This is a genomic window from Sphingobacterium hotanense, assembly GCF_008274825.1.
Lineage (GTDB): Bacteria > Bacteroidota > Bacteroidia > Sphingobacteriales > Sphingobacteriaceae > Sphingobacterium > Sphingobacterium hotanense.
Genome location: NZ_CP030848.1, coordinates 4,109,801 through 4,135,180, shown reverse-complemented (window position 1 = coordinate 4,135,180; position 25,380 = coordinate 4,109,801). Strand labels below are relative to the sequence as shown.

The 25,380-nt window shown below is 42.9% G+C and carries 23 protein-coding genes and 1 pseudogene; 12 read left to right on the top strand and 12 right to left on the bottom strand.

Going from position 1 to position 25,380, the window contains the following annotated elements; genetic code table 11:
- Positions 1-8: 8 nt before the first annotated feature.
- The 4 genes from DSM08_RS17465 to DSM08_RS17450 all read left to right on the top strand — a co-directional run bounded on the left by DSM08_RS17465 (position 9) and on the right by DSM08_RS17450 (position 5,393).
- Positions 9-1,523, top strand: a complete 1,515-nt coding sequence (locus tag DSM08_RS17465; RefSeq protein ID WP_149527337.1) for a RagB/SusD family nutrient uptake outer membrane protein — start codon at positions 9-11, stop codon at positions 1,521-1,523.
- Positions 1,524-1,545: 22 nt separating this feature from the next.
- Positions 1,546-2,868, top strand: a complete 1,323-nt coding sequence (locus DSM08_RS17460; RefSeq protein WP_149527336.1) for a Gfo/Idh/MocA family protein — start codon at positions 1,546-1,548, stop codon at positions 2,866-2,868.
- A 3-nt stretch (positions 2,869-2,871) separates the two neighbouring features.
- Positions 2,872-3,789 carry a sugar phosphate isomerase/epimerase family protein gene (locus DSM08_RS17455; RefSeq protein WP_149527335.1) on the top strand — a complete coding sequence of 306 codons (918 nt, stop codon included), beginning with the start codon at positions 2,872-2,874 and terminating at the stop codon, positions 3,787-3,789.
- Between the two features lie 164 nt (positions 3,790-3,953).
- The gene (locus tag DSM08_RS17450; RefSeq protein WP_149527334.1) at positions 3,954-5,393 is read left to right on the top strand and encodes a M28 family peptidase; all 1,440 of its coding nucleotides are present in this window, start codon (positions 3,954-3,956) and stop codon (positions 5,391-5,393) included.
- Here the strand turns inward: DSM08_RS17450 and DSM08_RS17445 are convergent.
- The 7 genes from DSM08_RS17445 to DSM08_RS17415 form a co-directional block, all read right to left on the bottom strand.
- Positions 5,390-6,184 (bottom strand): M48 family metallopeptidase, encoded by a 795-nt coding sequence (locus DSM08_RS17445; protein ID WP_149527333.1) that lies wholly within the window; start codon positions 6,182-6,184, stop codon positions 5,390-5,392. The two genes, DSM08_RS17450 and DSM08_RS17445, sit on opposite strands and share 4 nt — an antisense overlap.
- Positions 6,181-6,639, bottom strand: a complete 459-nt coding sequence (locus DSM08_RS17440; RefSeq protein WP_149527332.1) for a DUF4870 domain-containing protein — start codon at positions 6,637-6,639, stop codon at positions 6,181-6,183. The genes DSM08_RS17445 and DSM08_RS17440 overlap by 4 nt, the downstream gene beginning before the upstream one ends.
- A complete protein-coding gene (locus DSM08_RS19305; RefSeq protein WP_260043674.1) occupies positions 6,615-6,911 on the bottom strand; it encodes a DUF2752 domain-containing protein in 297 nt (98 codons plus the stop codon). Before DSM08_RS19305 ends, DSM08_RS17440 begins: the two co-directional genes overlap by 25 nt.
- A gap of 113 nt (positions 6,912-7,024) precedes the next feature.
- Positions 7,025-7,300, bottom strand: coding sequence for a TM2 domain-containing protein (locus tag DSM08_RS17430; RefSeq protein WP_246172338.1), 276 nt, complete (start codon positions 7,298-7,300; stop codon positions 7,025-7,027).
- 152 nt (positions 7,301-7,452) lie between these two features.
- Positions 7,453-8,424, bottom strand: coding sequence for an oxygen-dependent tRNA uridine(34) hydroxylase TrhO (gene trhO, locus DSM08_RS17425; RefSeq protein WP_149527329.1), 972 nt, complete (start codon positions 8,422-8,424; stop codon positions 7,453-7,455).
- 88 nt (positions 8,425-8,512) lie between these two features.
- The gene (locus DSM08_RS17420; RefSeq protein ID WP_187773904.1) at positions 8,513-8,749 is read right to left on the bottom strand and encodes a DUF3820 family protein; all 237 of its coding nucleotides are present in this window, start codon (positions 8,747-8,749) and stop codon (positions 8,513-8,515) included.
- Entirely contained in the window at positions 8,730-9,488 is a 759-nt protein-coding gene (locus tag DSM08_RS17415; RefSeq protein ID WP_149527328.1) for a glycosyltransferase family 2 protein, read from the bottom strand. Before DSM08_RS17415 ends, DSM08_RS17420 begins: the two co-directional genes overlap by 20 nt.
- 492 nt (positions 9,489-9,980) lie before the next feature.
- On the opposite strand from DSM08_RS17415, the gene DSM08_RS17410 reads away from it, so the two are divergent.
- Both DSM08_RS17410 and DSM08_RS17405 read left to right on the top strand, forming a co-directional pair.
- Positions 9,981-10,646 carry a hypothetical protein gene (locus DSM08_RS17410; RefSeq protein ID WP_149527327.1) on the top strand — a complete coding sequence of 222 codons (666 nt, stop codon included), beginning with the start codon at positions 9,981-9,983 and terminating at the stop codon, positions 10,644-10,646.
- Positions 10,647-10,742: 96 nt separating this feature from the next.
- Positions 10,743-11,435, top strand: coding sequence for an FkbM family methyltransferase (locus DSM08_RS17405; protein WP_223110835.1), 693 nt, complete (start codon positions 10,743-10,745; stop codon positions 11,433-11,435).
- Here the strand turns inward: DSM08_RS17405 and DSM08_RS17400 are convergent.
- Positions 11,432-12,355 carry a glycosyltransferase family protein gene (locus DSM08_RS17400; RefSeq protein WP_149527326.1) on the bottom strand — a complete coding sequence of 308 codons (924 nt, stop codon included), beginning with the start codon at positions 12,353-12,355 and terminating at the stop codon, positions 11,432-11,434. The genes DSM08_RS17405 and DSM08_RS17400 overlap by 4 nt on opposite strands.
- A gap of 122 nt (positions 12,356-12,477) precedes the next feature.
- Between DSM08_RS17400 and DSM08_RS17395 the strand changes: the two genes are divergently transcribed.
- From DSM08_RS17395 to DSM08_RS17385, 3 genes are read left to right on the top strand one after another with little or no spacing between them, the layout of a single operon-like run.
- A complete protein-coding gene (locus DSM08_RS17395) occupies positions 12,478-13,926 on the top strand; it encodes a lipopolysaccharide biosynthesis protein (protein ID WP_149527325.1) in 1,449 nt (482 codons plus the stop codon).
- A 5-nt stretch (positions 13,927-13,931) separates the two neighbouring features.
- A complete protein-coding gene (locus DSM08_RS17390; RefSeq protein WP_149527324.1) occupies positions 13,932-15,308 on the top strand; it encodes an asparagine synthetase B family protein in 1,377 nt (458 codons plus the stop codon).
- The gene (locus tag DSM08_RS17385; RefSeq protein ID WP_149527323.1) at positions 15,286-16,404 is read left to right on the top strand and encodes a CapA family protein; all 1,119 of its coding nucleotides are present in this window, start codon (positions 15,286-15,288) and stop codon (positions 16,402-16,404) included. Before DSM08_RS17390 ends, DSM08_RS17385 begins: the two co-directional genes overlap by 23 nt.
- Positions 16,405-16,407: 3 nt before the next feature.
- Here DSM08_RS17385 and DSM08_RS17380 read toward each other — a convergent pair whose 3' ends face one another.
- Complete coding sequence (locus DSM08_RS17380; RefSeq protein ID WP_149527322.1) at positions 16,408-17,151, bottom strand: DeoR/GlpR family DNA-binding transcription regulator; 744 nt, start codon at positions 17,149-17,151, stop codon at positions 16,408-16,410.
- 53 nt (positions 17,152-17,204) lie between these two features.
- Positions 17,205-18,191 carry a hypothetical protein gene (locus DSM08_RS17375; protein ID WP_149527321.1) on the bottom strand — a complete coding sequence of 329 codons (987 nt, stop codon included), beginning with the start codon at positions 18,189-18,191 and terminating at the stop codon, positions 17,205-17,207.
- A gap of 183 nt (positions 18,192-18,374) precedes the next feature.
- Between DSM08_RS17375 and DSM08_RS17370 the strand changes: the two genes are divergently transcribed.
- Positions 18,375-19,601, top strand: a complete 1,227-nt coding sequence (locus DSM08_RS17370; protein ID WP_149525248.1) for an IS110 family RNA-guided transposase — start codon at positions 18,375-18,377, stop codon at positions 19,599-19,601.
- Positions 19,602-19,900: 299 nt separating this feature from the next.
- Here DSM08_RS17370 and DSM08_RS17365 read toward each other — a convergent pair whose 3' ends face one another.
- A complete protein-coding gene (locus tag DSM08_RS17365; RefSeq protein ID WP_149527320.1) occupies positions 19,901-20,626 on the bottom strand; it encodes a YebC/PmpR family DNA-binding transcriptional regulator in 726 nt (241 codons plus the stop codon).
- A gap of 4 nt (positions 20,627-20,630) precedes the next feature.
- On the bottom strand, positions 20,631-21,578 hold the full coding sequence (locus DSM08_RS17360) for an NAD-dependent epimerase/dehydratase family protein (RefSeq protein WP_187773903.1): 948 nt from the start codon (positions 21,576-21,578) through the stop codon (positions 20,631-20,633).
- Between the two features lie 512 nt (positions 21,579-22,090).
- Here DSM08_RS17360 and DSM08_RS17355 point away from each other — a divergent pair.
- Positions 22,091-23,080 carry an aspartate-semialdehyde dehydrogenase gene (locus tag DSM08_RS17355; protein WP_149527318.1) on the top strand — a complete coding sequence of 330 codons (990 nt, stop codon included), beginning with the start codon at positions 22,091-22,093 and terminating at the stop codon, positions 23,078-23,080.
- Positions 23,081-23,229: 149 nt separating this feature from the next.
- Positions 23,230-24,771 (top strand): annotated as a pseudogene (locus DSM08_RS17350) (IS1182 family transposase); the annotation flags it as partial.
- Between the last annotated feature and the right edge of the window lie 609 nt (positions 24,772-25,380).

The window sequence follows — 25,380 nt, the reverse complement described above, 5'->3', positions numbered from 1 at the left end:
TTAGAGAAATGAAATTAGCATCATTATATCGCTCGATAACACTCATTGCATGCTTTACGCTGCTGTTCTCCTGTGAGAAATACTACGACCCAACCGAATACATCGATGAAGAGGCTGCCTTGACCAATGAGGCCGATGTAGCAACAGCTACTATCGGTAGTTATGCCTTACTAAAAAGCGAAGCCTATATCCGTAGCGGTCACTTCCTGATGGAATACCCGGGGGATGCCGTTGCGCAGGGACAATCTTCCGGCGACGACTTAACACGTGCGTATCGCTATAACCATATCAATACCTCAGGTCATGCAACCAACTTCTGGTCGCAATCCTATAAGATAGTTGCTGCGGCGAACAAAGTAATCGAATTCGTCCCAGATGACGCTTCTGCGGGTCTCCTTCAACTTAAAGGCGAAAATCTATACCTACGTGCAATGGTTCACTTTTATCTCGTGCGTGTATTCGGACGTCCCTATCCGCAAGGAAAAGGAGAGAATATGGGTGTTCCGATTTTAAGAGAAGGATTGACAGACGAAGAAACCGCTGTCTTAACGCGCAGCTCAGTGAAAGAAGTGTACAACTTCGTTCTTGCAGACTTATTAAAAGCTGCAGAATTAATGTCTGAGGACAAAAGCAGTTCCTTTGCGTCTAAAGAGGTTGCCTACGCATTGCTATCGCGCGTTTATCTCTATATGGAAGACAATGCCAATGCCATCAAGTATGCCAACTTAGTCATCAACTCCGGTCGTTATTCGCTCTTAGAGGGTTCGGAATATCAAGGATTCTTCAAAAGCTCGCCGGATAATAACAGGGAAACGATCTTTTGTATCCGCCATACCAAAGTGGAGGATAGAGGCATGAGCTCTATCAATTCCATGTATTTCAGTGGCGATGTTGCAGGAAATCCGCTTGGGCAAGGCGTCAGCGGATGGGCGGAGATCTATGCTTCCAAAAAATATTATGATCTGGTTCAAACCTATCCGAACGACTTAAGGAACTCATTTATCACCCCTTATTTATTGGATGGAAAACTGCAATACAATCAGAAGTTAACTCCGGTTACTCCTATGTATTATGTCAATAAGTACGCTTTACAAGAAGGGCAGATCAACCTTAGCTCGCCGATCTTCCTGCGTCTGGCAGAAATTTATCTGATCCGCGCGGAGGCACAAGCGAAGTCCGGAAATACAGCTGCCGCACTTGCCGATGTTAATTTATTGCGTCAGCGTGCCGGCCTGACAGGCGCTGCATTGCGCACGACAAGCAATCTGCAAACTGCGGGAATGTCTGTTCTTGAAGCCGTAATGGAAGAAAGATACCTGGAGCTTGCATTCGAAGGGCACCGTGCATATGACCTGTTCAGAAATAATATGCCGATGGAAAGAAATTATCCAGGAACGCACTCCTTGAATAACACGCCAACAACGAATATCACGCAAAAGGTTTTACCTACGGATCCACGCGTTGTATTTTATGTTCCGCAGGCAGAGATCAATAGAAATAGCAATTTGAAACAAAATCCTTAATCAACATTAAAACCTAACAACTATGACTTTTTCAAGAAGGAAATTTATCAAAGCAGCAGGCCTTACGACCATGTCGGGCATCTTACTGAACCAATCCGGGATTGCTTCAGAACGTGTATGGTCGCTGAATAATAAGACATTGAAGGTAGGACTTATAGGTTGCGGTGGTCGTGGAACGGCCGCCGCCATGGAAGCTCTCAATGCAGATCCCAACGTCATTCTTTATGCGATGGCAGATGCTTTTCAGGATCACCTCGACGAGTCGCATAAGACACTTACGGAGAAGATGGGTAAGAAAGTGCAGGTTTCAAAAAACAATCAGTTTGTAGGTCTAGATGCCTATCAGAAGCTTTTGGCGACGGATGTTGACGTGGTGTTATTAGCTGCTCCACCAGCCTTCCGACCAAGCCATCTAGAGGCTTCTGTCAATGCTGGAAAGCATATCTTCTGTGAAAAGCCTTTCGCAGTCGATGCACCTGGTCTGCGTCGCGTTATCGCAGCATCACAAAAGTCCAAAGAAAAGAACCTGGCGCTAGTGGCAGGATTCTGTTGGCGATATCACCTGCCGAAGCGCGAAACGTTCAACAGAGTATTGAATGGTCAGATCGGGAATGTCCTGGCTTCCGAAAGCACCTATAACACCGGCGAATTATGGTATAAAGAGCGGAAACCAGAATGGACAGATTTTGAATACCAGCTACGAAATTGGCTGTACTACAACTGGCTTTCCGGCGATCATATCATTGAACAGGCAATCCACAGTATCGACATGCTGCAATGGGCAATGGGCGATCAGCTGCCTATTCAAGTAACAGGTTCCGGCGGGCGCCAAAAAAGAACTGATCCGAAGTTTGGCAATATCTATGACCACTTCGCTTTAGTTTATGAATATCCAAACGGCTCCAAATCTTATTTCTCATCCAGACAGCAAAGCGACACGGCACCGTCCTATATGGTGGAATTGGTTGGCGATCAGGGTAAATGCCTTGTCGACTGCCGTACCGGTGTGCATAGTATCACTGGAAAATCGCCATGGAAGTATGATGATGAGACGAAGTTTACGGACGAGAATGCTTATAAGAAATCCAACTCGCGAAGCATGTATCAACAAGAACATGATGAGCTCTTCGAATCCATCAGAAAAAATAAACCAAAAAATGATGGAGAATGGATGGTAAAATCTAATTTAGTAGCATTAGCCGGACGAATGGCAGCGTATTCCGGGCAGACAGTGACGCTAGACGCCGCATTAGCATCTAACGAAACCTATAGTCCGGCCGAGTTCTCATGGGACATGAAGTACGATTTACCGATTGCGATTCCTGGTGTAAACATTAAAATCTAGACTATGAACAGAAAGAATTTCTTAAAATCTGCAGCCATATTAGCCGGGTCGTCAATCGTTGCACCCCAGCTACAAGCAGCAGCCAATTTCGACTTCCCGAAGGCCGCAGTACAGGGAAAGCTTAAAAAGGGGATAGGCTTTGATATGATCAAGGAGGAAATTCCCTTGGTTGATAAATTCAAACTGGTTAAAGATTTAGGCTTTGATGGCATTGAATTCAATAGCCCGGTTGCCCATTCAATCAAAGATCTATTGAAAGCAAAAGCGGCCTCCGGCATCGAAATACCTACTTTGGTCAATAAAGACCACTGGTCAAAACCACTTTCGGATCCTGATCCCGAAGTGCGCAAGTTTATCATCGACTCCTGCACGAAGTCATTGCAAGAGGTGAAAGAACTAGGCGGTGATACTGTACTGGTTGTGCCGGGTGTTGTGAACGAGAAAGTATCCTATAAAACTGCTTATGACAATGCGCTGGATTCCGTTCGTAAATTAATCCCTGCCGCCGAGAAGACCGGTATGAAAATAGGATTAGAGAACGTTTGGAACAACTTTATTCTGAGCCCGATTGAAGCTGCACGCTTTGTCGATGAAATAAACCACCCCTTAGTCGGCTGGTATTTTGATATCGGCAATGTCCTTCGCTACGGCTGGCCGGAACACTGGATCGAAGTACTCGACAAGCGTATCTTCAAATTGCATATCAAAGAATTCAGCCGCGAGAAGATGAACAACGAAGGCCTATGGAAGGGATTTAACGTAGAACTGACCAAAGGCGATATCGATTGGGCGACCGTCATGAAGAAAGTACGCGAGGTGAATTACAAAGGACAATGGATAACCGTAGAAATACCGGGCGGGGATAGAACCCGATTAAAAACTATTTCTGCACAGATGGATGATATTATCGCTCATTATTAATGGGATAATATTGTTCGAATTTTCTTTCGAGAGCCCTTTAGTCAAAGGGCTCTACGTTTTAGATCTTATTTACAGCCCATCTATTTGGGATAGCTAGGGATATTTAAACCCAAGCACTCCATCCACTCGCCATTTTCCCTAAGAATTTGTAATTTCATTCTATTATGAAAAGAATCTACCTAATCAGCCTATTGTTTTTAAGCCAATTTGCATTTGCGCAGGAGGCTTTGAAAGATAATTTTGAAAAAATATACCAAGATATCAACCAACATTCAGAAGCATACGACAGACTAAAATATAGTACGGAAAAGATTGGACACCGGCTCACCGGTTCAAAAAACGGAAAGAAGGCAGAGACCTATGTGCATGATCTCTTGAAGTCTTATGGCTATCAAGTATCCTATCAGCCTTTTTCCGCGGAGGCATGGTCCAGAAAGTCATTGAAGCTGCGGTTCAATAAGCAGGAGGTGCCTTCAGTTTCCCTAGCGCATTCTCCCGTTCGTGCAAAGGTTGAGGCCGAGCTTGTCGACCTTGGGAATGGCCTAGAAGCCGATTATCAGCGTGTGGGCGAAAAGGTAAAAGATAAAATCGCTTTGGTATTTCTGCATATCTTACCGAATTCAGGTCAAGGTTTAAAGAACCTGCATCGATCGGAGAAAACCGCACTTGCCGAGAAATACGGAGCTGCGGGTATTATCTTTATCAACAGCGTAAAAGGCAATGTGCTTTTAACGGGTACAGCATCTATTACCGGTAAGTTGATTAATATTCCGGCTGTTTGCATCGGTTTTGAAGACGGGATGAAATGCAAAGAAACCTTAGCTTCGCAGCCTATATTGGCGGCAATCGATATGAAGAATAAGTCTGGCGAGGCAACGGCGCGCAATGTGCTGGTGCATATTCCAGGGACGAGCCTAGCAAACGAAAAGATCGTTATTGGCGGTCACTTGGATAGCTGGGATCTGGCAACAGGAGCCATCGACAACGGAATTGGCTCTTTTGCGGTAGTGGACATCGCACGAGCTTTCAAAAAATTAGCCTTACAGAACAAGCGCTCGATAGATCTTGTGCTGTTCATGGGGGAAGAGCAGGGCTTGTTAGGCGCCAAAGCCTACGTGGATCAGGCAATTAAAGAGGGCAAAATTGACCAGATCAAGTATATGATAAACCTTGACATGGTGAATGCTCCGATAGGATTTACTACCACGAGAGAAGAAATGAAGCAACTTTTTGATCAGTGGGGAGCTGTATATGCGGAGCTTGATGACAAATTTAAAAATGAAAACAGTATAGCAGCAGGTCTACATAGTGATCACCAGCCCTTTATGCTGCAAGGTATTCCTACGGCTACAGGAAGGGGTGGCGCATTGCCAAATAATGCAGGCATGTACTATCACTCTAACCGCGATGTTTTTGGATTGGTCGATAAGGGCGGCTTAGAGCAAACCATTCGCGTAAGCGCGGCATTGCTCTATGCTTTAGCGAATGCGGACCAGATTCCGGCAATCAAATTATCGGATACCGCGATCAAGCAGTTCCTCGAAGACAAAGGGATGAAAGAGCCGCTAAAAATCTCCGGTGAATGGCGTTGGGGACAAGATTAATCGACTTCTGGTGAATAATTTTCTATTAGCAATTGTAGTTTCTTCCAGGTACTCGACTGTATCGGTGAGTGGTAGTCTGCATCAGCGTCCAATGTTTCTATTTTAGCTTCAATATAGGCTTTGCGATCGTTCGGCGAGGGATGCGTGGATGCCCAAGTTAGGTCAAGATCGCCTGTTAGATACACATCAAATAATTCCATCACCTGCTGGAGGCTTTTCGGATCTACACGAGCCTCTTCTAGATAAACCAATGCCTGTTCATCGGCCTCGCGTTCTAACTTTCTGCTGAAGGCCTGGCCAGTAAGAAAATTGGTTACTTCGGAGGTGCCCGATCCTGATAACAGTAAGTCTAGTCCGAATTGCGTAATCAGCGACTTCATCACATGTTTCTTTTCGCAATGTGCCATTTCATGCGCTAGTATCGCGGAAAGGTAGTTTGCGCTGTCAAGAAAATTGATAATACCAGTAGTGAGTACGATATGTCGATCAGGAAGCGCAAAGGCATTGATCTGCGAATCCTCCACAACGATGATTTTATAGCTCTTGCGCGAAATGCCATTTTTGGAAGCTAAGGGATTGAAAAGAGAGTCTACGATTTGCTTGACACTATCATCTCGAATTATGGTCATCGTATTCTCCAACTCATTAATCACCAATTTGCCCAACCGCTTCTCCAGTTTTTCTTGTTTCTCGTCCAACTCGAAAAGCTTGCTCCAGTTTACCTGAGAAAGACCGAAGTATAACGCTGCAATGCCTGCTAATAGTAAAATGAATTTTCCAACTATCTTCATTTCTTGAACAAATTATCTGTGATATCACCAAATAGAAACCAACGCACATGAATGCCTTTTCTGGTGCGTATTGAAGTATAAATCGTTGAAATAATCTCAATGATGTTGATGAGGATAACGATTGTTAGGTAGGAAAAATAACGATTGAATTCTGCGTCAGTCATCATCTCGTCTCTCCAAAAGATAATCCGTATCGTCCACCAAAACGCAACGGTATTGAAGAAAAAGATGAACAGTTGCGATATTAAGGCTTGCATACAATGCCATTTGACAAAGGCTGTCGACTTTCTATTCCCTAAATAGAAGATAACCGTCGCTAAAAGATTAAAAATAGGGAGGGGTAAGCCCACAAAAAGAGCAAACAATGACATGAGGTAGCTATTGGAAGCGTACTCCCGTTCATTCTCTGTAATATCTCTTGGCGAGAAGTTTATAGTCCTTTCTTGATATTCCATATCCAATTTAAAAGGATGAAAAGAATTAAGATGATACTTAATAAACGCTGCTTCTGCAAGGTATGCTCGATCCAGCGGTATGCGCGAAAGAAGTAGTCCTTTTGAAAAATAAGATCAATCAGCATCAACACGATTATTCCGATGGCAAGAATACTGACCAGCAATCCTAAGGGATTGATCATGATAGCTTGCATGATGTCGCCGTCTAGCAGACTTTTTACAGACCGAGTTGTTCCGCAGGATGGGCAGGGATAACCTGTAACATGCTTAATCGGGCATAAGGTTGTTCCGGTCGGACTATGATAATCAATATAAAGCCATATTAGTCCGAAAAAACAAACTATACCTGTCGTAAGGTATAGTTTATTCTTTGCTGATATCGTTTTTAGTAACTCAATGATTGTACTAATTTTTCGAAGTTCTTGCTTTTCGTAGCACCCATGATCAAGAAATAATCAATGATTGCCCAGATGCCGAAGCCGCCGCATGTTAAAAGTTTACCAATTCCAAGTCCTGTATCTCCGATCATAAAACGGTCGATACCTAAAGGGCCCGCTAGTAAGGATACAATCAATACCGTCGTTGGATCTTTATACTGTTGTATTTGTACGTTGGTAAATTTGCTGTCGTCCGCCTTTGTTAGTAAGTCTTTGATTTCCATTAAATGATATGATTCAAAGTACTTGTTATGAGACATTAAAAACATGTCAACTCTTTGGCTTTCCATTAGTGTTTTGAGGTTTATTGTTAGAAAATAAAAAATCCATTTATGGTATTAAGATAAATGGATTTTTTTGATAAATATAGAAAACTTTAATTTTTAATAAGTTTTTTATGCTTGCGTTTACTAATTTTTTCGATGTTCACCGGTTGCGGAACTTTTACGTAATATCCGGTTCCATCATATTCGCGTTTACGAGGATGTGTTTTACACTCGTCTGAACAACAGCCGTCCATCTCCCAGCCGCACTCATCGCACTGCGTAAAGTGTTCATTACACACCGGATTGGCACAATTGATCATCTTCGACGTGGTCTTTCCACAGTTTCTACAGGTAGAAATTACTTCCGGATTTACGGAGTTTACATCTACCGTAACGCGGTTATCAAACACATAGCATTTGCCTTCGAAATCTTTTCCGCCAGCTTCTTTACCATATTTGATGATACCCCCGTGTAACTGATAAACATCCTCAAATCCCTCTTTTAATAATAATGCAGATGCCTTTTCACATTTGATACCGCCAGTACAGTATGTCAATATCTTCTTGCCTTTATACTGCTCCAGTTCTTTTACTTTTTCAGGAAACTCACGGAAGTTTTCGATATCTAATGTAACAGCATTCTTAAATCTGCCCACCGAATGCTCATAATTTGAGCGAACATCCAAGATAACGACATCCTCATCATCTTTCATCTTCATGAAGTCCTGAGGCTCTAGGTGCTTACCTGTCTGCTTGTTCGGATCGATTACTTTAGGGTCTCTAAGTCCCGAGTGTACAATTTCCTCTTTGTAGCGACAATGCATTTTGATGAAAGAAAGTTCTTCCACATCGTCGATCTTAAATTCAGTCTTTGCAAATCTAGGATCCGCGTGTACCGTATCCATGTAGGTCTTTACAGACTCAGGCGTACCGGAAATAGTACCGTTCAAGCCTTCGTCAGCAACAATAATACGACCTACAAGATTAAGGGATTTACAAAAGTTTAAATGATCGTCAGCGAATTGTTCTGCGTTCTCGATCGGGCTGTAACAATAGTACAGCAGGGTTTGATATTTTGCCATATATTCATTGATACCGCTGCAAACGGCGTTTAATGTTAAAAATTATACGCAAAGATACGTAATTAGGAAAAATAAAAATTGATACGCATCACTTTTTGATCAAAGGGCGTAATAAATATTCCAGTCCGTTCACCTTGATTTCATACAGACTAGCAAGTTGAATCCCTAATTTTCCGGGTGGGAATCCTTTCTTTTTGAACCACACTAAATAGGGTTCCGGTAAGTTGCAAAGCAGATAGCCCTGATATTTGCCAAAGGGCATCTTTGTGTTTGCCAGCTCAATGAGCATCTCCGGGCGGAACAAATCAGTCTCTTGTTTTGCCATTTTTAAATCGATGTAACATTAAGCGCAAGGCGATAATGCCGTGGTTAAATAAATTAGGAATGAAACCGTAGTATTTTTTGAAGATCTCGTAGCGTTCTTTAAGGCTCTGTTTGTGTCGCTGCTGCGACATCCCACCCACTAAATACTTCGCTACATAATCCTTGACGTTGACAATCTTGTCCGCTTTTTTTGCTGCACGAATGACCCAGTCAATATCCGAGCTAAGTTTATATTGCAAGTCGTAGGGCTCAGCAATGCTGCGCTTAACGTAAATCGCCTGGTGGCAGACATTCATGCCATATTTAAACGACTTCCAGTCAAACTGCTCCGGACAGGCATGACGACGGTCGCCGAGAATCTTCCGATCCTCATTCACGAGCTTTGTTTCCCCATAATAAATGTCTGCATCAGGAGCAGAACTGAAGACTTTGCTCAACGTATCGCTCGCAAACAACTCGTCACCGGAATTCAAGAATAATACATAATCGCCAGTGGCAGCACGCAATCCCTTGTTCATCGCATCGTAGATGCCCTTATCCTTTTCAGAAATCAAAGTGCTTATATGCTGCTTAAATTCCTGGATAACATCCAAGGTTCCATCCGTCGATAGACCATCGACAATAATATATTCAATATTCGGATAGTCCTGCTTAGCAACGGAGGCTAGGGTATAGCGGATATCCCGAACATTATTGTACACAATGGTGATTATGGAAATTTTTGGCTTCTTCTCAAGCATGCTGATGTCCCGAATTTCAAAACACAAAAGTACGGAATATCGCGGGATTATCTTCGACCGTATTTTGGCAAAGTAATAGACTGCTTCGGGATAGTCCTATATCATACCTTAATCAAACCCAAATCAAAGCCGTTTGGAAGCGCTTTTGATTGGGTTATACATTGGGTTTGAAACGGGAATGAAAGGGTTCTAAGCGGATGATGCTAGGAGTGAATCTTCAACGAGTTCTCTACAAATTATTAGCGAACCACATTTCTATTTTTGCGAAATATTTTTAAGTTTGTGTTGCGAAATTATCTATGAAATTGCTGAGCTGTTTAAAAAAGGTTTTTCGCGATTTAACCATTTATTGATTTTTATTTGATGCGCTTTTTTCCCTTTGTCTTTCTCTTTTGGATTTCTTTCACTTCCTGTCAATCTTCTGGTTCTGATGTACGTCTTGCGGTCGAAAATTTAGACTTGGACTCTGTAGGAATCCAGTTCTCTCATTATATGACCGGGCAAGAAATATTAGATACCGTAGTGCCTGTAGGTGATTTCGTTACGATTTCGGGTCTGCCAGAGGATATGTACATCGTCATGCTACGTTGGCCGAGAACTTATATTCCGCATCATTATCTGCGGAGCCGCGAATTTCAGCAGGGCGTAGGCACGCAGTACTTAGTCAATAAGACTTTCTACGTCAATCCGAAGGAGCAAGTAGACTATAAGTTTTCGTTCGATAAGGGTCTTCGCGCTGAAGATATCGAAATGAACGAAGTGGAAAAGGTGAATTTAGATTTAGGAGAGTGCAGCAGCTGCGCTATTGCAGAAACCTATTGGAAAGCTTATCATGACTTTATTGCTCGCAAGGACTCGAAAATCAAGGAGCTGAGCCAGGTATATTATAAAGCTTTGGATGAGAAGGATGCATCTAGCAAGGAAAAGTACCAACAGATTGAAGCGTATAAGCAGGATACAAATGCTGATGAAGCATTTTTGAACGAGTTTGATAAGCTTACAGCCTCGTTCGGAAATGAAGCGGTCAGTAGCTTTTTTGTGTTCTTTCAGTCGAACATGGATAAAGAGAATAAGCGGTACCTGAAGAATTTTGAGGATTTAAAAGGGGAAGCCTTGGAGTCGCGGTATTATGAGCAGATGTTGAAGAGAAATAAGTGATACGCTATTTATACTAAAAGTTCTTCCATTCTTTATCTTTCCAGATACTATTTGTAACTTATTGCTGTTATTTAATAAGTTAAACCAGTAAACTGAATGCCCTCATTAAAAAAGACCATTTTAAAGTACTTTCCGATCGATAAGTTTTTCTTTTCCAGATCTTATTCACAAGAGGGCGAGGATATGCTCATCCGCAGTTTTTACGAGACACGCAAGCGCTACAAAGGGTACTATGTAGACGTTGGTGCACATCATCCCTATCGTTTTTCGAATACGATGTTTTTTTATAAGCAAGGTTGGCGCGGAATCAATATTGAGCCATCACCGGAAGCGATGAAATGGTTTCAGTTTTTTCGACGTCGCGATGTGAATCTGAATATCGGAATCAGCGAGAGTCCGCAGGAACTGACCTACTACTGTTTCAATGAGCCTGCTTTAAACGGCTTTTCTCAGGAGATTTCAGAGAAGCGTGATGGGCTGAATGCGAAGTATCATTTGGTCAAGAGCATTCCTGTTCCTACGCTGCCACTTTCGGAGGTTTTGGACAAGCATTTGCCCAAAGGACAGGAGATTGACTTTCTGTCGATCGATGCCGAAGGATTTGACTATATCGTATTGCAGTCGAACGACTGGGAGCGCTATAGACCTATTTTTGTGTTGGTGGAAGAAGAGCTGAGCATTAAGGATTTGAGCCAGTCGGCAGTTTACCGCTTTCTGAATGAGAAAGGGTACGAACTAGCCGGCAAAACGAAACGCACCTTGGTGTTCAAACGTGCCGATACACTTTAGCGCAATGCTTTCTTAGCCTTCCTTTGGTTTATTTTCTTTTCGATGAAGCGAGCTAAGCGTTCGAAAAATGTTCCTTTTCTATTCTTGTAGAAATGCTTAATCGCTGAGAATGCAATCGGGTCTTCCTCAACAAGGGCCGGGTATTTACGGATTGTTGTTTTCGCCAATTGGACTTTGTAGACCTGATCGACATCAGAATGGGTTCCGGAGCCGTCAGTTCCGGTATTTTGTATATAGGAATTGCGCGGATAGAGGACCAAGCCTTGCTGATTAAATACCGATAGGTACCAGCGGATTGCCCAGGAGTTGATCTTTCCGGCTTTAAATTGCTTCACCTGTTTCCAGAAGTTCTCACTATGGTCTACACTGAAAGCCTTGATGTCGCGTCGCTTAAAATCCTTCGTCAGTTCCTCGATATCCGGATTGAAATGCTTCCACGCCCGGTCCCATGTTGCCCATCCCCAGCTGCTGGCTACACGAAAGAAGAACGACTCAGGAAGCGACTTAGGGTTCTCAACGGGATACATATAGCCTGCAATTTGCATCACTTTCTCGTTCTCGGCATATTGATTCAATGCGGAGTTGAAATAGGTCAGCGCAAAGCGGGAAGTCTCGAGGTCATCTTCTAACACAATAATGCGCCCATGTTTCTGAACTACCTGCGTTACTCCGTCAATAACCGAATTCGCAAGACCTTTATTCTGTCCACGTTCAATAATATAGATGTGCTTAAACTTCCAAGGTTCTCGGATAATGGCGCGCACGCTGTTGACATCGTCGATATCATCGGCCGTCTTTGCAGCATCTGAGAAGATGTAGATTTCAGACTGATCAGCCAGTCTATTGGCTTCTAAAGCCTGTAGTGTTTTTCTAGTGTGAACGGGTCTGTTATAAACAAATAGTGCAATCGGTGCTAACATGAAGGGGTTTTACTATCTATATTGTTCAAATATATGGAGTTAATCTCGCAATGCTTATGTATATTGGTATTTTTTATATGCTGTACAAATATCTTTCCTAAATTTGATGAGTTTTAAAATTCATGAGCGATAATACAAAAAACATCACCCTCAACGGCCTTTTCTGGAATGCCCTTGATCGTTTTGGTAATCAGATCATTGTTACCCTCGTCACGATCATCACTTCCCGAATTTTAAATGAAGAGGATTTTGGAGTGATTGGTGTTTTGATGATCTTCTCGACGATCGCCACAGCATTTGTCGATAGCGGACTAGCCACTTCTTTAGTACGCTCCAAAAAAGTGGATGAATTGGATTATTCGACCATGTTCGTTTTTAATCTATTTGTCAGTATTTTTTTCTACCTGATTTTATTTTTCTCTGCGCCTTATATCGAGGATTATTATGGTATTCCGAATCTTGCGCTCTATGCGCGAGTGCTGTTCCTGCAGTTGCTGATTCACGCTTTCGGGATTGTACAGTATGTGAAGATCCTGAAGAATTTCCAATTCAATGTGACCGCGAGAATCAATGTATTGGCGATCTTTTTTTCCGGGATTATCGTCGTTGTTCTGGCTTTGACAGGCTTTGGCGTTTGGGCTTTGCTGCTACAGACGGTACTCTATACCTTGTTTCGGACCGCGATGCTCTGGTATTGGGGCGATTGGAAGCTGAGCACGCTGGTGTCCATGGCCTCGCTTAAGCATCATTCCTCCTTTTCATTGTCTTTTATGGTTGCTAATATGATGGGGAAAGCACTTTCGCCTTTGTATTATTCTTTTATCGGTAAGCATTTTTCCATTAAGGAAACCGGCTATTATTATACCGGGAATAAGTGGGGAGAGACACCCGGGATGATGATTTCTGCGATCATTCAGGGCACAACCCTGTCGACCCTTACGCCTATCCAAGATGATTATCCGCGATTCCTAAATGCCTGTAGGAAATCGATGTCTTCTTTGGCTTTTGTGTTGCTGCCGGTTAGCCTTTTGGCGATTGCAGTCGCTAGGCCGGGTTTCAGTTATTTCCTGACGGATAAGTGGCTGCCGTCTGTCGAATATTTTCAATGGTTATGTTTTGCTGGCTTCTTTATCTCCTTTGCAGATATGAATGTCAACTTCTTAAATATTAAGGGGCGTTCGAAATACGCCCTAGGCCTGGAAATTGCTAAATTTTCCTTGGCGATAATCGCGCTGTTGTTGACTTATCAACATGGTATTATATATATTGTTTACGGGCAGGTTGTGGTAAGAATATTGATCTATTTGGCAACAACCGTGATGAGCGGCAAGGTCTATGGTTATCATTTCCTCTCGCAAATGAAAGATCTTGGGCCATCATTTCTCATCAGTATCTTCGCTGCGGTATTGGCGTATCTACCTTTATATTTTCAGCTTATTTCGCACGATTTACTGCTCATCATCTGCCAAAGCCTTATATTCGTAGTCGTTTATGTCGGCATCAATCACCTGATTGGAAATGCCATTTGGATGGAGGTGCTCGGCATGCTTAAAAAGAAATTTGCTAAATAGTTTTCATGGATTTTGTTGCACAAGGAAATTGGGTTGGATATCAGACTGTTTTTTATCATGAGAAAACAGGTGCTTATGGTTTGGATATCAATGATGTCATTGACTACGGCAACCTGGAGATTGATCAGGAAGGCTTAGCAGCTTATCTGGACTTTGGTTATTCCGTGTTCGGACATACCCCTGTCAAACATGTGAAATTCTTGTTGCCGAACCAACGTCTTTATCTCGAGGATGGGAAGCCAGTGGTACGCGAGCGTGCGGATGCCATTGCTGCAGAATTGGGAAAAGAAACACATGAGGACGATGTTTTCCAATTGATACATCATCGCGTAAACAATTGGGCGAATGGTTTTTCCGAGAACATCCTTATCCCTACCAGCGGAGGCTTTGATTCGCGATTAATGAATGTATTGATCGATGACAAATCCCGTATTCATGCTTATACCTATGGCACTTCGTTTAATCAGGGTGCTTCGCGCGAGTCGGTGTATGCCGGTTTGCTTTCCGAGCGCTTAGGGACGCAATGGGATCGGATTCCTTTGGGGCAGTTCAACGTCTATATGGACGATTGGTACGATCAGTTCGGCCCAGCGGTGGCGGCTTCGGGAACTTACCATATGGAGTTTTACGAGAAGATTAGAGCGAAGGAAAATCAAGCGAAATTGGGACTGTTGAGCGGTATCATTGGCGATGCCTGGGCAGGAGCCGTCAAAGTGCCGGAAATAACGTCGGCAAGTCAGTATCGTACCTTAGGCTATACCCATGGGATGAGTGCGGACTCCAAGTTGGCGATGAACGTAGACTACACAGGGCTTGGGGAAACATTGTTTGATAAACAGAAAGAAGACTTGAAAAGTCCGGACTTCCGAATTGTTACCGCAATGCGGACCAAGATGATGATGCTACAATATTTAATCGCTGTGCCGTCGCGTATGGGTTTCCCGGGGTATTCACCTTTCGTGGAAGAGGATATTGCCTTAGCGATGCTCAATTTGCCTGTAGAGCGAAAGCAAGATCGTGCATGGCAGCGAGATTATTTTAGAAAACAAAATTTGCTCTTCGAAGAGGAGAAGCATAAATATACCTACCAAAATTCGCTAAACTATTATGCTTTGCTGCATGAACAGCTAGAACCGCTGGATGCATCTTTATTGCGCGAATTGATCAAGCCGGGGTATCTGGACTGGATAAACCAACGAATCCTAAATATCGGCGCGAAAGAGCGCGTTTTCCAAACGCTTATGCATACGCCGAAGGTGAAAGGCGTGCTGAAGCTATTAGGGGCTAGGAACGGTCTATTAGCAGCTTATTTTGCGTATATTACGATTAAACCTATCGAAACCTTATTAAAGAAACGCAATGCAAGCATCACATCAGCATAGATTTCTATTCGTCGGCGACGCGGTGTTGCAAACGGAGCCTGAACTGTCGGAAGAATTAAAGGCCTTGCTTTTCTCTGCTGATATCCGCTCATGCAATGTGGAAGCACCCTTGCAGGGCTTTGGTAGTCCTATTGCAAAGACAGGACCCTTGGTGGCACAAAATCGGCTAGCGGCAGATTGGCTGATTGCTTCGGGATTCAACCTCTTTCCCATGGCGAATAATCATATTTATGATTATGGAATTGAAGGCTTATTGCATACCATGGAAGCTTTTCCACACGATGCTACTTTAGGCGTAGGAACGGAGGAAGATGCCTATGATATTTTAGTGCAGACCTTTGACGATGTGAAGTATGCTTTTTTGGCGTATGGCGAGAATGGTTATGGGGCGTTAAATGGTGATCGAGAGGCTGGGCATGCTTGGGTAAATAGCCCGCGCGTTCAGGAGGATATACAGCGCTATAAGAAAATGGTCGACGTGTTGATCGTTCAGGTGCATGCAGGGGTAGAGCTATTGGATGTGCCGATTCCGGAATGGCGTGCTCGCTATCGTCGTTTGGTAGATTTAGGAGCTGATGCGGTCATTTGCCATCACCCGCATGTGATGCAGGGAATTGAAGAATACAAGGGCAAGCTGATTTGCTATAGCTTGGGGAATTTTTATTTCGATTACCCCAGCAATCATCCACAGTGGAATCTTGGTGCGGTGTTGACTTTAGACTTCCAGAACAAAGAGCGTGTTGCGTATGACTTCCAAGTGGTCAAGAAAACGGGGACTCGTGTGGAATTGGAGGACGAGTCGGTTTCTGCAACTTGGCTGAAGAATCTTAATGAGAAGCTAAATTCTGCCTCGTATATAGAATATGTGAACGAGGCTGCCGTGCGCGATTGGGAACAGCACCATGCAGCATACTATGCGAAACCGTTCAACGGATTAGCGAAATATAGCTTGAAGAACATGCTGAAGCATGCGAAAAGGGTGTTGTTCAATAAGAATATTGATTACAATATGATTTGGCACAATATGTTTATCGAAAGCAACAAATGGCTCGTTGAAAGAGCCATTCGGTATAAATTTAAGCAGGAACAAAAGTAAGATTTAAATAACCGTTACTTGGTTTCTGAACTCTTTTAAGCTTGGATGATTGGGGTCTAAGTCGGTAATCAGGTAGTTGATATCGCGCAATGGTGCTACACGCATCTTCTGATTGGAATTCAGCTTTTCTACGATGCTCAATACGCCCAATTTCTTCGAGCATTTAATCATCGCTTTTTTGATCTGAACAACCTCCCAGTCAGAATCTGTAATTCCTTCTTCTACAGATAAACTGTTGGTTCCTAATAAACAAAGATCGACCTTAATTTCTGACAAGGCATTGATCACCTGAGAACCCGAAACAATATTGGTGTTTCTGGATAGATGCCCGCCTAGTAAAATAACTTCTAGATTTTCTTTCTCGGCAAGTTCCAAGGCTACTAATGGGCTGATGGCGAAAAAAGTACACTGTATATCCTTCGGCATCAAGCGCGCTAGTTCGATCATACTGGTACCACCGCCAACTAGTACGGTCATGCCGCTTTGTATAAGGGAGATTGCTTTGCTGGCAATTTCTTTCTTTGCCTCTTTTGCATAGACATTGTTTTCCTGGAAAGGGTAGTGGAAAGACTTCGATAGTGCACCACCATATACCTTTAGCACTTGTCCGCTCTCCGCCAACTCATTTAGATCCCTACGAATCGTATCCTCCGAAACATTAAGTTGTACACTTAGATCAGATGAAAGTACTTTATTGTGGAGATTAATTTGATGGATAATAAATGCCTGTCTTTCTTCTTTTAACATAACATATGTATTGATTAGGTCTGTAAAAATATAAAAATATTGGATAGTTCGAATTAAGAAGCATCATCTGTTGGAGAATCTTTTCCTTCCTCAGCTGTTTTCTTTGCTTTGAAGCGCGGCGTGAAGCCTTTAGGCTTTGCTGCTATAATAACGCTTTCTTCGCTTGATTCCGTATCGGGCGTCTGCGGTTTTTCCTCCGGCAGCTGATCTGGGATGTCTGGGCTAGGTTGGGTAGATGTAGTCTCTGGACTCGCTGTTGTTTTTGTTAATCCTGCTTTAAAGCGTGGTGTAAAGCCTTTGGGTTTTGCGACCGGGCTAGGTTCCTCTTCTTTTTCGGAAGCAGGGGGCTCGGTTGCAGTAGGCGCAGTCCCTGCGCTGGGCCCGACCGCTTTAGGCGGATTGGCTGCTTTAAAGCGAGGCTTAAAGCCTGCGGGCTTCGTAATAACCGGTTTATTCTCTGCCTCTGCTGCGGCCGAATCGCTTGCAGTCTTGGTTTCTTCTGCTGGACTATCTTCTACTTTTTTAGGAAGGTTGTCCGCTTTGAAGCGAGGCTTGAAACCGCTTGGCGCTGCGGGTTTTGTTTCTTCGTTCGCAGCCTCTTCGGTTTTCTCTTCGGTAGGCTTTGCCGCTGCAGCTACTTTAGGGCGGAACTTAGGTTGAAATCCGGCAGGTTTTGGCGCTGCTGGCACGTCCTTTTTTTCCTCCGCTTCTGTTGTTTTCGATTCTGCCGTTCCAGCGCTTGCTGCCGCTTTAAACTTAGGACGGAAGCCTGCTGGCTTCGCTGCTACCGTCTCCGGCTTGTTCGCTGTTGGGCTAGATGCAGGAGCTGGTTTTGCCGCTGATGCTGTACTGATAGCTTCCTCCGGAAGGAGATAGCTTTTACGAAGTCTATTGAACCAGAACTTCTTACTGTGATCGAAACTCTTCTCGCCCATCAGTTCATAATGTTCCGCAAATTCTTGATATAAAGAGGGCTCAGCCTTCTTTAAAGCTTTGATGTCGATTTTCTTCTTGGCAAAAAAGTCTGCGAATGTCAGCATATACAAATGTACATAATCGAGATTACTTTTTAGTTATGCACGGTAATGTTGATTGGAAGGGATAAGGCACAAAAAAACATTCATGATACTCGGGTATCACCAACAGCCATGAAAGTCACGGGCTCATAGTCCCAATAGGCATTTAGCCAAAACGGTATCTTAGTACCAATAAATATAAGACCTATGGCTGTCAGCGGATTACCCTTTATTCTTGATCGTGGCTGTGGACTGGATGTCCATAAAGACACAGTAGTTGCTACCATTAAAGGTAGTGATTTTGATACAGAGACAAAAACCTTCTTAACTTTTACGGATGACCTGTATGATTTAGTGCAATGGCTTCAATCCCATTCCATTACACAGGTTGCCATGGAGAGCACCGGTGTTTACTGGCGACCGGTTTACGCGGTTTTGGAAGATTACTTTCACATTTTGTTGGTCAATGCCCGCCACATCAAGAATGTTCCGGGGCAGAAGACCGATAAGAAGGATAGCGAATGGATCGCCAAACTGCTTCTTTCCGGTCTACTGAAGGGTAGCTTCATTCCAGCACAACATATCCGGGAGCTCAGGGAGCTCTACCGACATAGACGCAAGCTGATCGCGATGCGGACTGCAGAAAAGAACCGGTTGCAGAACATCCTTGAATCTGCCAACGTCAAACTGCGGAGCGTGGTCAGCGACGTATTCGGTGTAAGCGCCATGGAAATGGTCCGATCCATGGCTAAAGGTCAGAGCGATCCTTTGCTGTTGGCAAGCATGGCCAAGGGTTCACTGGTCAAGAAACACGCAGAACTGATTAAAGCACTTACTGGCAAGGTCACAGATCACCACCGCTTCATGTTGACCCTTATACTGCAATCCATCGATCATATCAATCTACAAATAGCACAATCAGAGGCTCAGATGGAACAGTACGCAAGGATCATGTATCGGGAGCTGGAACTACTGGAGACTATTCCGGGAGTGTCTTCCAAAGTAGCATTAGGAATCGTCTCAGAGATCGGTACGGACATGACCCAATTTGCAACACATCAGAACCTTTCCTCATGGGCTGGTGTTTGCCCGGGCAACAATGAGAGTGCAGGAAAAAAGTATTCCTCCAGAACAACACATGGAAATAAGTATCTCAAGACGACGCTCGTAGAGGCCGCATGGGTAGCTTCTAGATCCAAGGCCAATCCCTTACTTGCAGTCAAGCATCACCAGATCGCTGCCCGAAGAGGACATAAGAAGGCGACAATAGCCATTGCACATAAGATATTGACCGCTGCATACCATGTGCTGAGGGACATGGAACCCTATCAATTACATCCCCAGGATATAAAAATACTGGAAAATAGAAGACTTAAAAGAATTGACAGATTACAGAAACAATTGAGTACCCTGAAGAACACGTCTTATAAATAAAAGATCGACCTTTTTTTGGTGGTTAGACTCCCCGTGAAAAAAACTGATAACAGACGTTTAAGAACCAACAGTTGATGCCTTTAGAGCTCGAAGAAAAAATTATACTCTTGTTTTTAGTAATAAAGTCCTTTTTTTGATCAAGAAGAATACTTAAGAAACAGAAACAAAATATTCCAGACAAAAAAATAGACCCTTGAACAATCACTGGTCTGATTTTTTATTGGTTTAGATTGAAAAAACAACAATAACTTTCAGAAAAAAAGAGGGCAAAGCCCTCTTCTAAATATTTTGTTGTTGGATTAGTCCATATTGTGGTAGACCGCTTGCACATCATCATCCTCTTCGATCTTATCGATCAATTTAAGCACGTCTGCTGCCTGTTCTTCGCTAAGCGTACTATGTGATAGGGAAATGCGTTCAAGCTTCGCAGAGCTTACCTCAATACCTTTCTCTTCCAGTAATCTTTGCATATTACCAAAGTCTTCAAAAGAAGTCTGTACAACGACTACGTCGTTTCCTTCTTCATCAGCCTCTACATACAGTTCCTCTAAACCTCCATCGATAAGTTCTAATTCTAGTTCTTCTACATCCAATTCCTCTGTAGCAGGGAAACGGAAGATGGATTTACGTTGGAAGATAAAGTCTAATGAACCCGTTTTGCCTAATGAGCCGCCGGACTTTGTAAAGTAGCTGCGGATATTTGCTACGGTTCTGTTGGTATTATCAGTTGCTGTTTCGATCAATACTGGAACGCCATGCGGACCATAGCCTTCGTATACATATTCTTCATAGCCTTTTGCGTCTTTTTCGGAAGCACGCTTGATGGCAGCTTCTACACGGTCCTTCGGCATGTTTACTGCTTTCGCGTTTTGAACAGCAGTACGCAGTCTGGAGTTGTTTTCCGGGTGAGGGCCGCCTTCTTTTACTGCAATAGCAATTTCTTTTCCAAGACGTGTGAACTGGACAGCCATTTTGGCCCAGCGTTTAAATTTTCTTTCTTTTCTAAATTCGAAAGCTCTACCCATTTTATTATAATTTTGATTTCAGATTCGATAACATGTCCTCTGTCATCGCTTTCAGATCAAAAGTTGGTTTCCAACCCCAATCTTGTCTTGCTTCGTCATCGTTGATGCTTTTTGGCCATGAGTCTGCAATTGCCTGACGAGGATCATTCTCGGAATACGAGATTTCAAAATTAGGAAGAATTTTTTTAATTTCTTCGGCTATTTGTTTAGGAGTGAAGCTAATTCCTGCTAAATTATAGCTCGAACGGATGGTTAATGCTGATTCCGGGGCGTCCATTAACTCGATTGTTCCTCGTACGGCATCGTCCATATATAGCATAGGGAGTTCGCTGTTTTCGGATAGGAAGCTCGTGTATTTTCCTTGGCGAATGGCTTCGAAGAAGATATGCACCGCATAATCCGTTGTACCGCCTCCTGGTTCTGTACGCCAAGAGATAATACCTGGGTAGCGAACACTGCGGATATCTAATCCATAACGGTTATGGTAGTATTCTACCAAACGCTCACCGGCAAGCTTACTGATACCATAGATACTGTTAGGATCCATAACGCAATACTGCGGGGTATCGATTTTTGGAGAATGTGGTCCAAATACAGCGATAGAGCTTGGCCAGAAGATTTTCTTGATTCCCAATTCTACGGCAAGGTCCAGAACGTTCAATAAACCGTTCATGTTTAAGTCCCAAGCTTTTTGAGGGTATTGCTCGCCGGTTGCAGATAGCATAGCGGCAAGTAAGTAAATCTGTGTGGGCTTGTATTTCTCTAATATGGCGCGGATTCCTTCTTTGTCAAGGACGTTTAATGTTTCGAATATTTCACCCTCGGCAATTTCTTTGGGAGGTCGGATGTCAGAGGTGATCACATTTTCTTTTCCGAATTTAATTCGTAAAGCTGCTGTTAATTCAGAGCCGATTTGACCGTTGGCTCCAATCATCAAAATGCATTCTTTCATTGCTGCAATGATATTTATGTAAGGTAGTTTCTGTTATTAACGATGTAAATCGATTACCCCGGCGAAATTAGTAAATTAATGCTGGGTAATCCCCCTCGAGAGCGATTTTACGCAAACGTATGAGTGAGAAAATAAGTGTTTTAACCCTGTTTTTTCTGAATATCTCTGTCTTGAGAAACCATCAAGAGCGTTCATTCTTGTTGCGGTTTCGACGGAAACATGAGCGTTTTTTCATCATTTCCAAGGGTAAAATCATTTTCTCCACGAAAGTACTAAATCGCCAAATTCTACTATCTCCTTTTAGATTGATATATTGTCAACAAAGTACTGGACTTTCTGAATTTATTTCAGCGAAATAACTGATGTCTTGAATATTGTTCCGTGAATAGGCTTATTGCTTATTAATAGCTAAAATTAATTGCAAACATTGATGTTTATTTAGTAAGTTTGCTCACTTAGATACAATGAGTTATAATCTATTTTACTTAAAATTTAAAGCAAAAATTTAAACTATGAAAGTTGCAGTAGTAGGCGCGACAGGACTTGTCGGGTCAGAGATGTTGACAGTATTAGCGGAACGTAATTTCCCGGTAACAGAGTTGATTCCCGTAGCTTCGGAGCGTAGCAAGGGTAAGGAAATTGACTTTAAGGGAAAGAAGTATAAGGTTGTGACGCCTACTGAAGCTATTGCACTGAAACCAGATGTTGCTTTATTTTCTGCAGGTGGCGGTACATCGACGGAGTTTGCTCCTTTGTTCGCGGAGGCTGGAATTACGGTAATCGATAATTCATCGGCATGGCGTATGGACCCTAGCAAGAAGTTGATCGTTCCTGAAGTAAATGGAGATGTGTTGGAAGCGAGCGACAAGATCATCGCAAATCCGAATTGTTCTACAATTCAGATGGTAGTCGTGATGAAACCGCTTCATGAGAAATATAAAATCAAACGTGTCGTGGTTTCGACATATCAGTCGGTAACCGGTACGGGCGTTAAAGCTGTTGACCAGCTGATGAACGAGCGTGCAGGTAAGGATGGAGAGAAAGCTTATCCGTATCAGATCGACTTAAATGTTATTCCTCATATTGATGTATTCCAAGATAATGGCTACACGAAAGAGGAAATGAAAATGATTAAAGAAACAAATAAGATTATGGGTGATGATTCCATCAAGGTGACGGCTACTACAGTTCGTATTCCGGTAGTTGGTGGCCACTCGGAGTCTGTGAATATTGAGTTTGAGAATGATTTCGATCTTGCGGAATTAAGAGCTACTCTAGAAGCGCAAGAAGGAATTATTGTTGTTGATAATCCTGCTAATCTAGAGTATCCAATGCCTAAGGATGCTCACGGTAAAGACGAGGTATTCGTTGGGCGTATCCGTCGCGATGAGTCGCAAGCGAATACGGTAAATCTTTGGATCGTAGCAGATAACTTACGTAAGGGTGCTGCAACAAACGCTGTTCAGGTAGCAGAGTTATTGCAAAAGAAGGGATTGATTTAGATTTTAGACGTTAGATTTAAGATATAAGATGGATGAGGCTGTCTAAAAAGGTCTCTTAAAGAAAGAACCCCGTCATTAAAAAATGGCGGGGTTTTTCTGTTTTTTTGTCCTTAAGATTTTGTATCTTAAGGTGCACCCAAAAAAACAATATGGCAAACATACAATTCAAAGCGCTTCCATCCAATAGTCCGAGTCTATTTCCTGAGAATATTTTAGATCGTATTCCAATGAATCATCCGGTTCGTTTGGTGAGTCAGGTTGTTGATCAGTTGGATCTTGAACCTATTATCCGTCAGTATAAAGGCGGAGGCACCACTAGTTTTCACCCTAGAATGCTCATTAAGGTGCTGTTCTACGCCTATTTAAGCAATATCTATTCTTGCCGAAAAATCGAGCAGGCCCTTCACGAGAACATCCATTTCATGTGGCTTTCAGGGAACAGTACACCTGATTATCGTACGATCAATTATTTCAGAGGAAAGCGTCTTAAAGGACAGATACAAGAGCTGTTTGCCAGTATCGTTCGTATGCTACATGATATGGAGTATGTTAGCTTGAAAGTTCAATATGTAGATGGTACCAAGATCGAGTCTGTCGCTGGTCGTTATACGTTCGTTTGGAAGAAATCGGTCGAGAAGAATAAGGTAAAGTTAGAAGCAAACATTGCTTCGGTTCTTTCGGAAATCGAGGCTCAGATCGCCCAAGACCAATCTTCATTAGGTAATCAAGAAGTTAGCAAGGCCATCGATAGCAGTCAGTTGAAGGAAAAGATCGAAGCGATCAATGCCAAGTTCAAAGGAGCCAATAAATCTACTGATAAGCAACTTAAGAAACTTGAAGAGGACTATTTACCTCGACTAGAGAAATATGAAGAGCAACTGGAAGTACTGGGAGATCGCAATAGTTATAGCAAGACCGATACCGATGCTGTGTTTATGCGGATGAAAGAGGACCACATGAAGAATGGCCAGCTTAAGCCAGCCTATAATGCCCAAATCAGCACCGAAGATCAGTTCATCACCCATTACAGCATCCATCAAACAACTGCCGACACCACAACCCTGCCGGAACATTTGGAAGGCTTTGAGTGCCATTACGGAAAACAAAGCGAACAGCTTGTAGCAGACGCGGGTTATGGTAGCGAGCAGAACTATGAATTGATGGAAAAACAGGGCATAACTGCCTTTGTCAAGTACAATTACTTTCATGTGGAACAGAAGCGCAAGCATAAACAGGATCCTTTCTCGGTACAGAATCTGTATTACAACCAGCAAGATGACTATTATGTATGTCCCGCAGGACAGAAGCTCAGCTTTATCGGTCATGCAACCAGAGTTAGTGCCAACGGATACACAGCCCAGGTCAGCTGTTATCAGGCTCAGCGATGCGAAGGCTGCCCGATGCGCAGTGGGTGTCATAAAGCTAAAGGCGATCGGCTCATTGAAGTGAACCATAGACTCAATCAGCTCAAGGATAAAGCCCGGGAAAGGCTGGTATCGGAAGAGGGAATGTACCATCGAAGCAAGCGCCCCATAGAAGTGGAATCCGTTTTCGGTCAGATGAAAAGCAACAACAGGTTTACCCGGTTCACAATGAAAGGACTGGAGAAAGTCGCTGTGGAGTTCGGATTGATGGCCATTGCCCATAACCTCAGAAAATGGGCGAAAAAGTGGGCAAACGATGTCTTCTTTGGGAATGGTTATAGCGATAAAACACTATATACAATAAAAATTCGAGTCAGGAGCGTTAAAACCATAAAATATCGACTTACTGCTTAAAACTCAAAAATGAAAACAGTAATGAAATCGCAAAAGCTATAAAACAGAAGAAGGTGCCTTTTTAGACACCTTCATTTTTTTCTGAAAGTGTCTGTTTTCAGAGGCCATCAAGAACTTTCATCCCTGTTGGTGTTTCAAAGGAAACATGAAAGTTTTATTTGATCGATGCCTAGCGAGACTGGGGAGTGCGAGAAGCTTGCAACTCTTCTTTTCTGTTTAAAAAACTGATTATTATTAGATGTTTTGGGGGCAGTGTTACATAGTGGTTAGCCTTGTGTTTTATAGAGATGGTACACATGCTGAATGCGCTGGCTTCATAAAAACTTAATGTTGAAATGATTATTCTTTTGCCAGTAAAAGCTATAGTTTTGAGCCGATGAATTTGATAGGGTGAGAACGAAGATGAACATAAAGTATGCTGTTTGTCGTTCCGAGAGGAATAGGCATAAACTGCTCTTTGACATTTTGATATGGTATCTACGATGCCTTTGACCTTTAATAGAAAGGTGTGCATTTTTACAC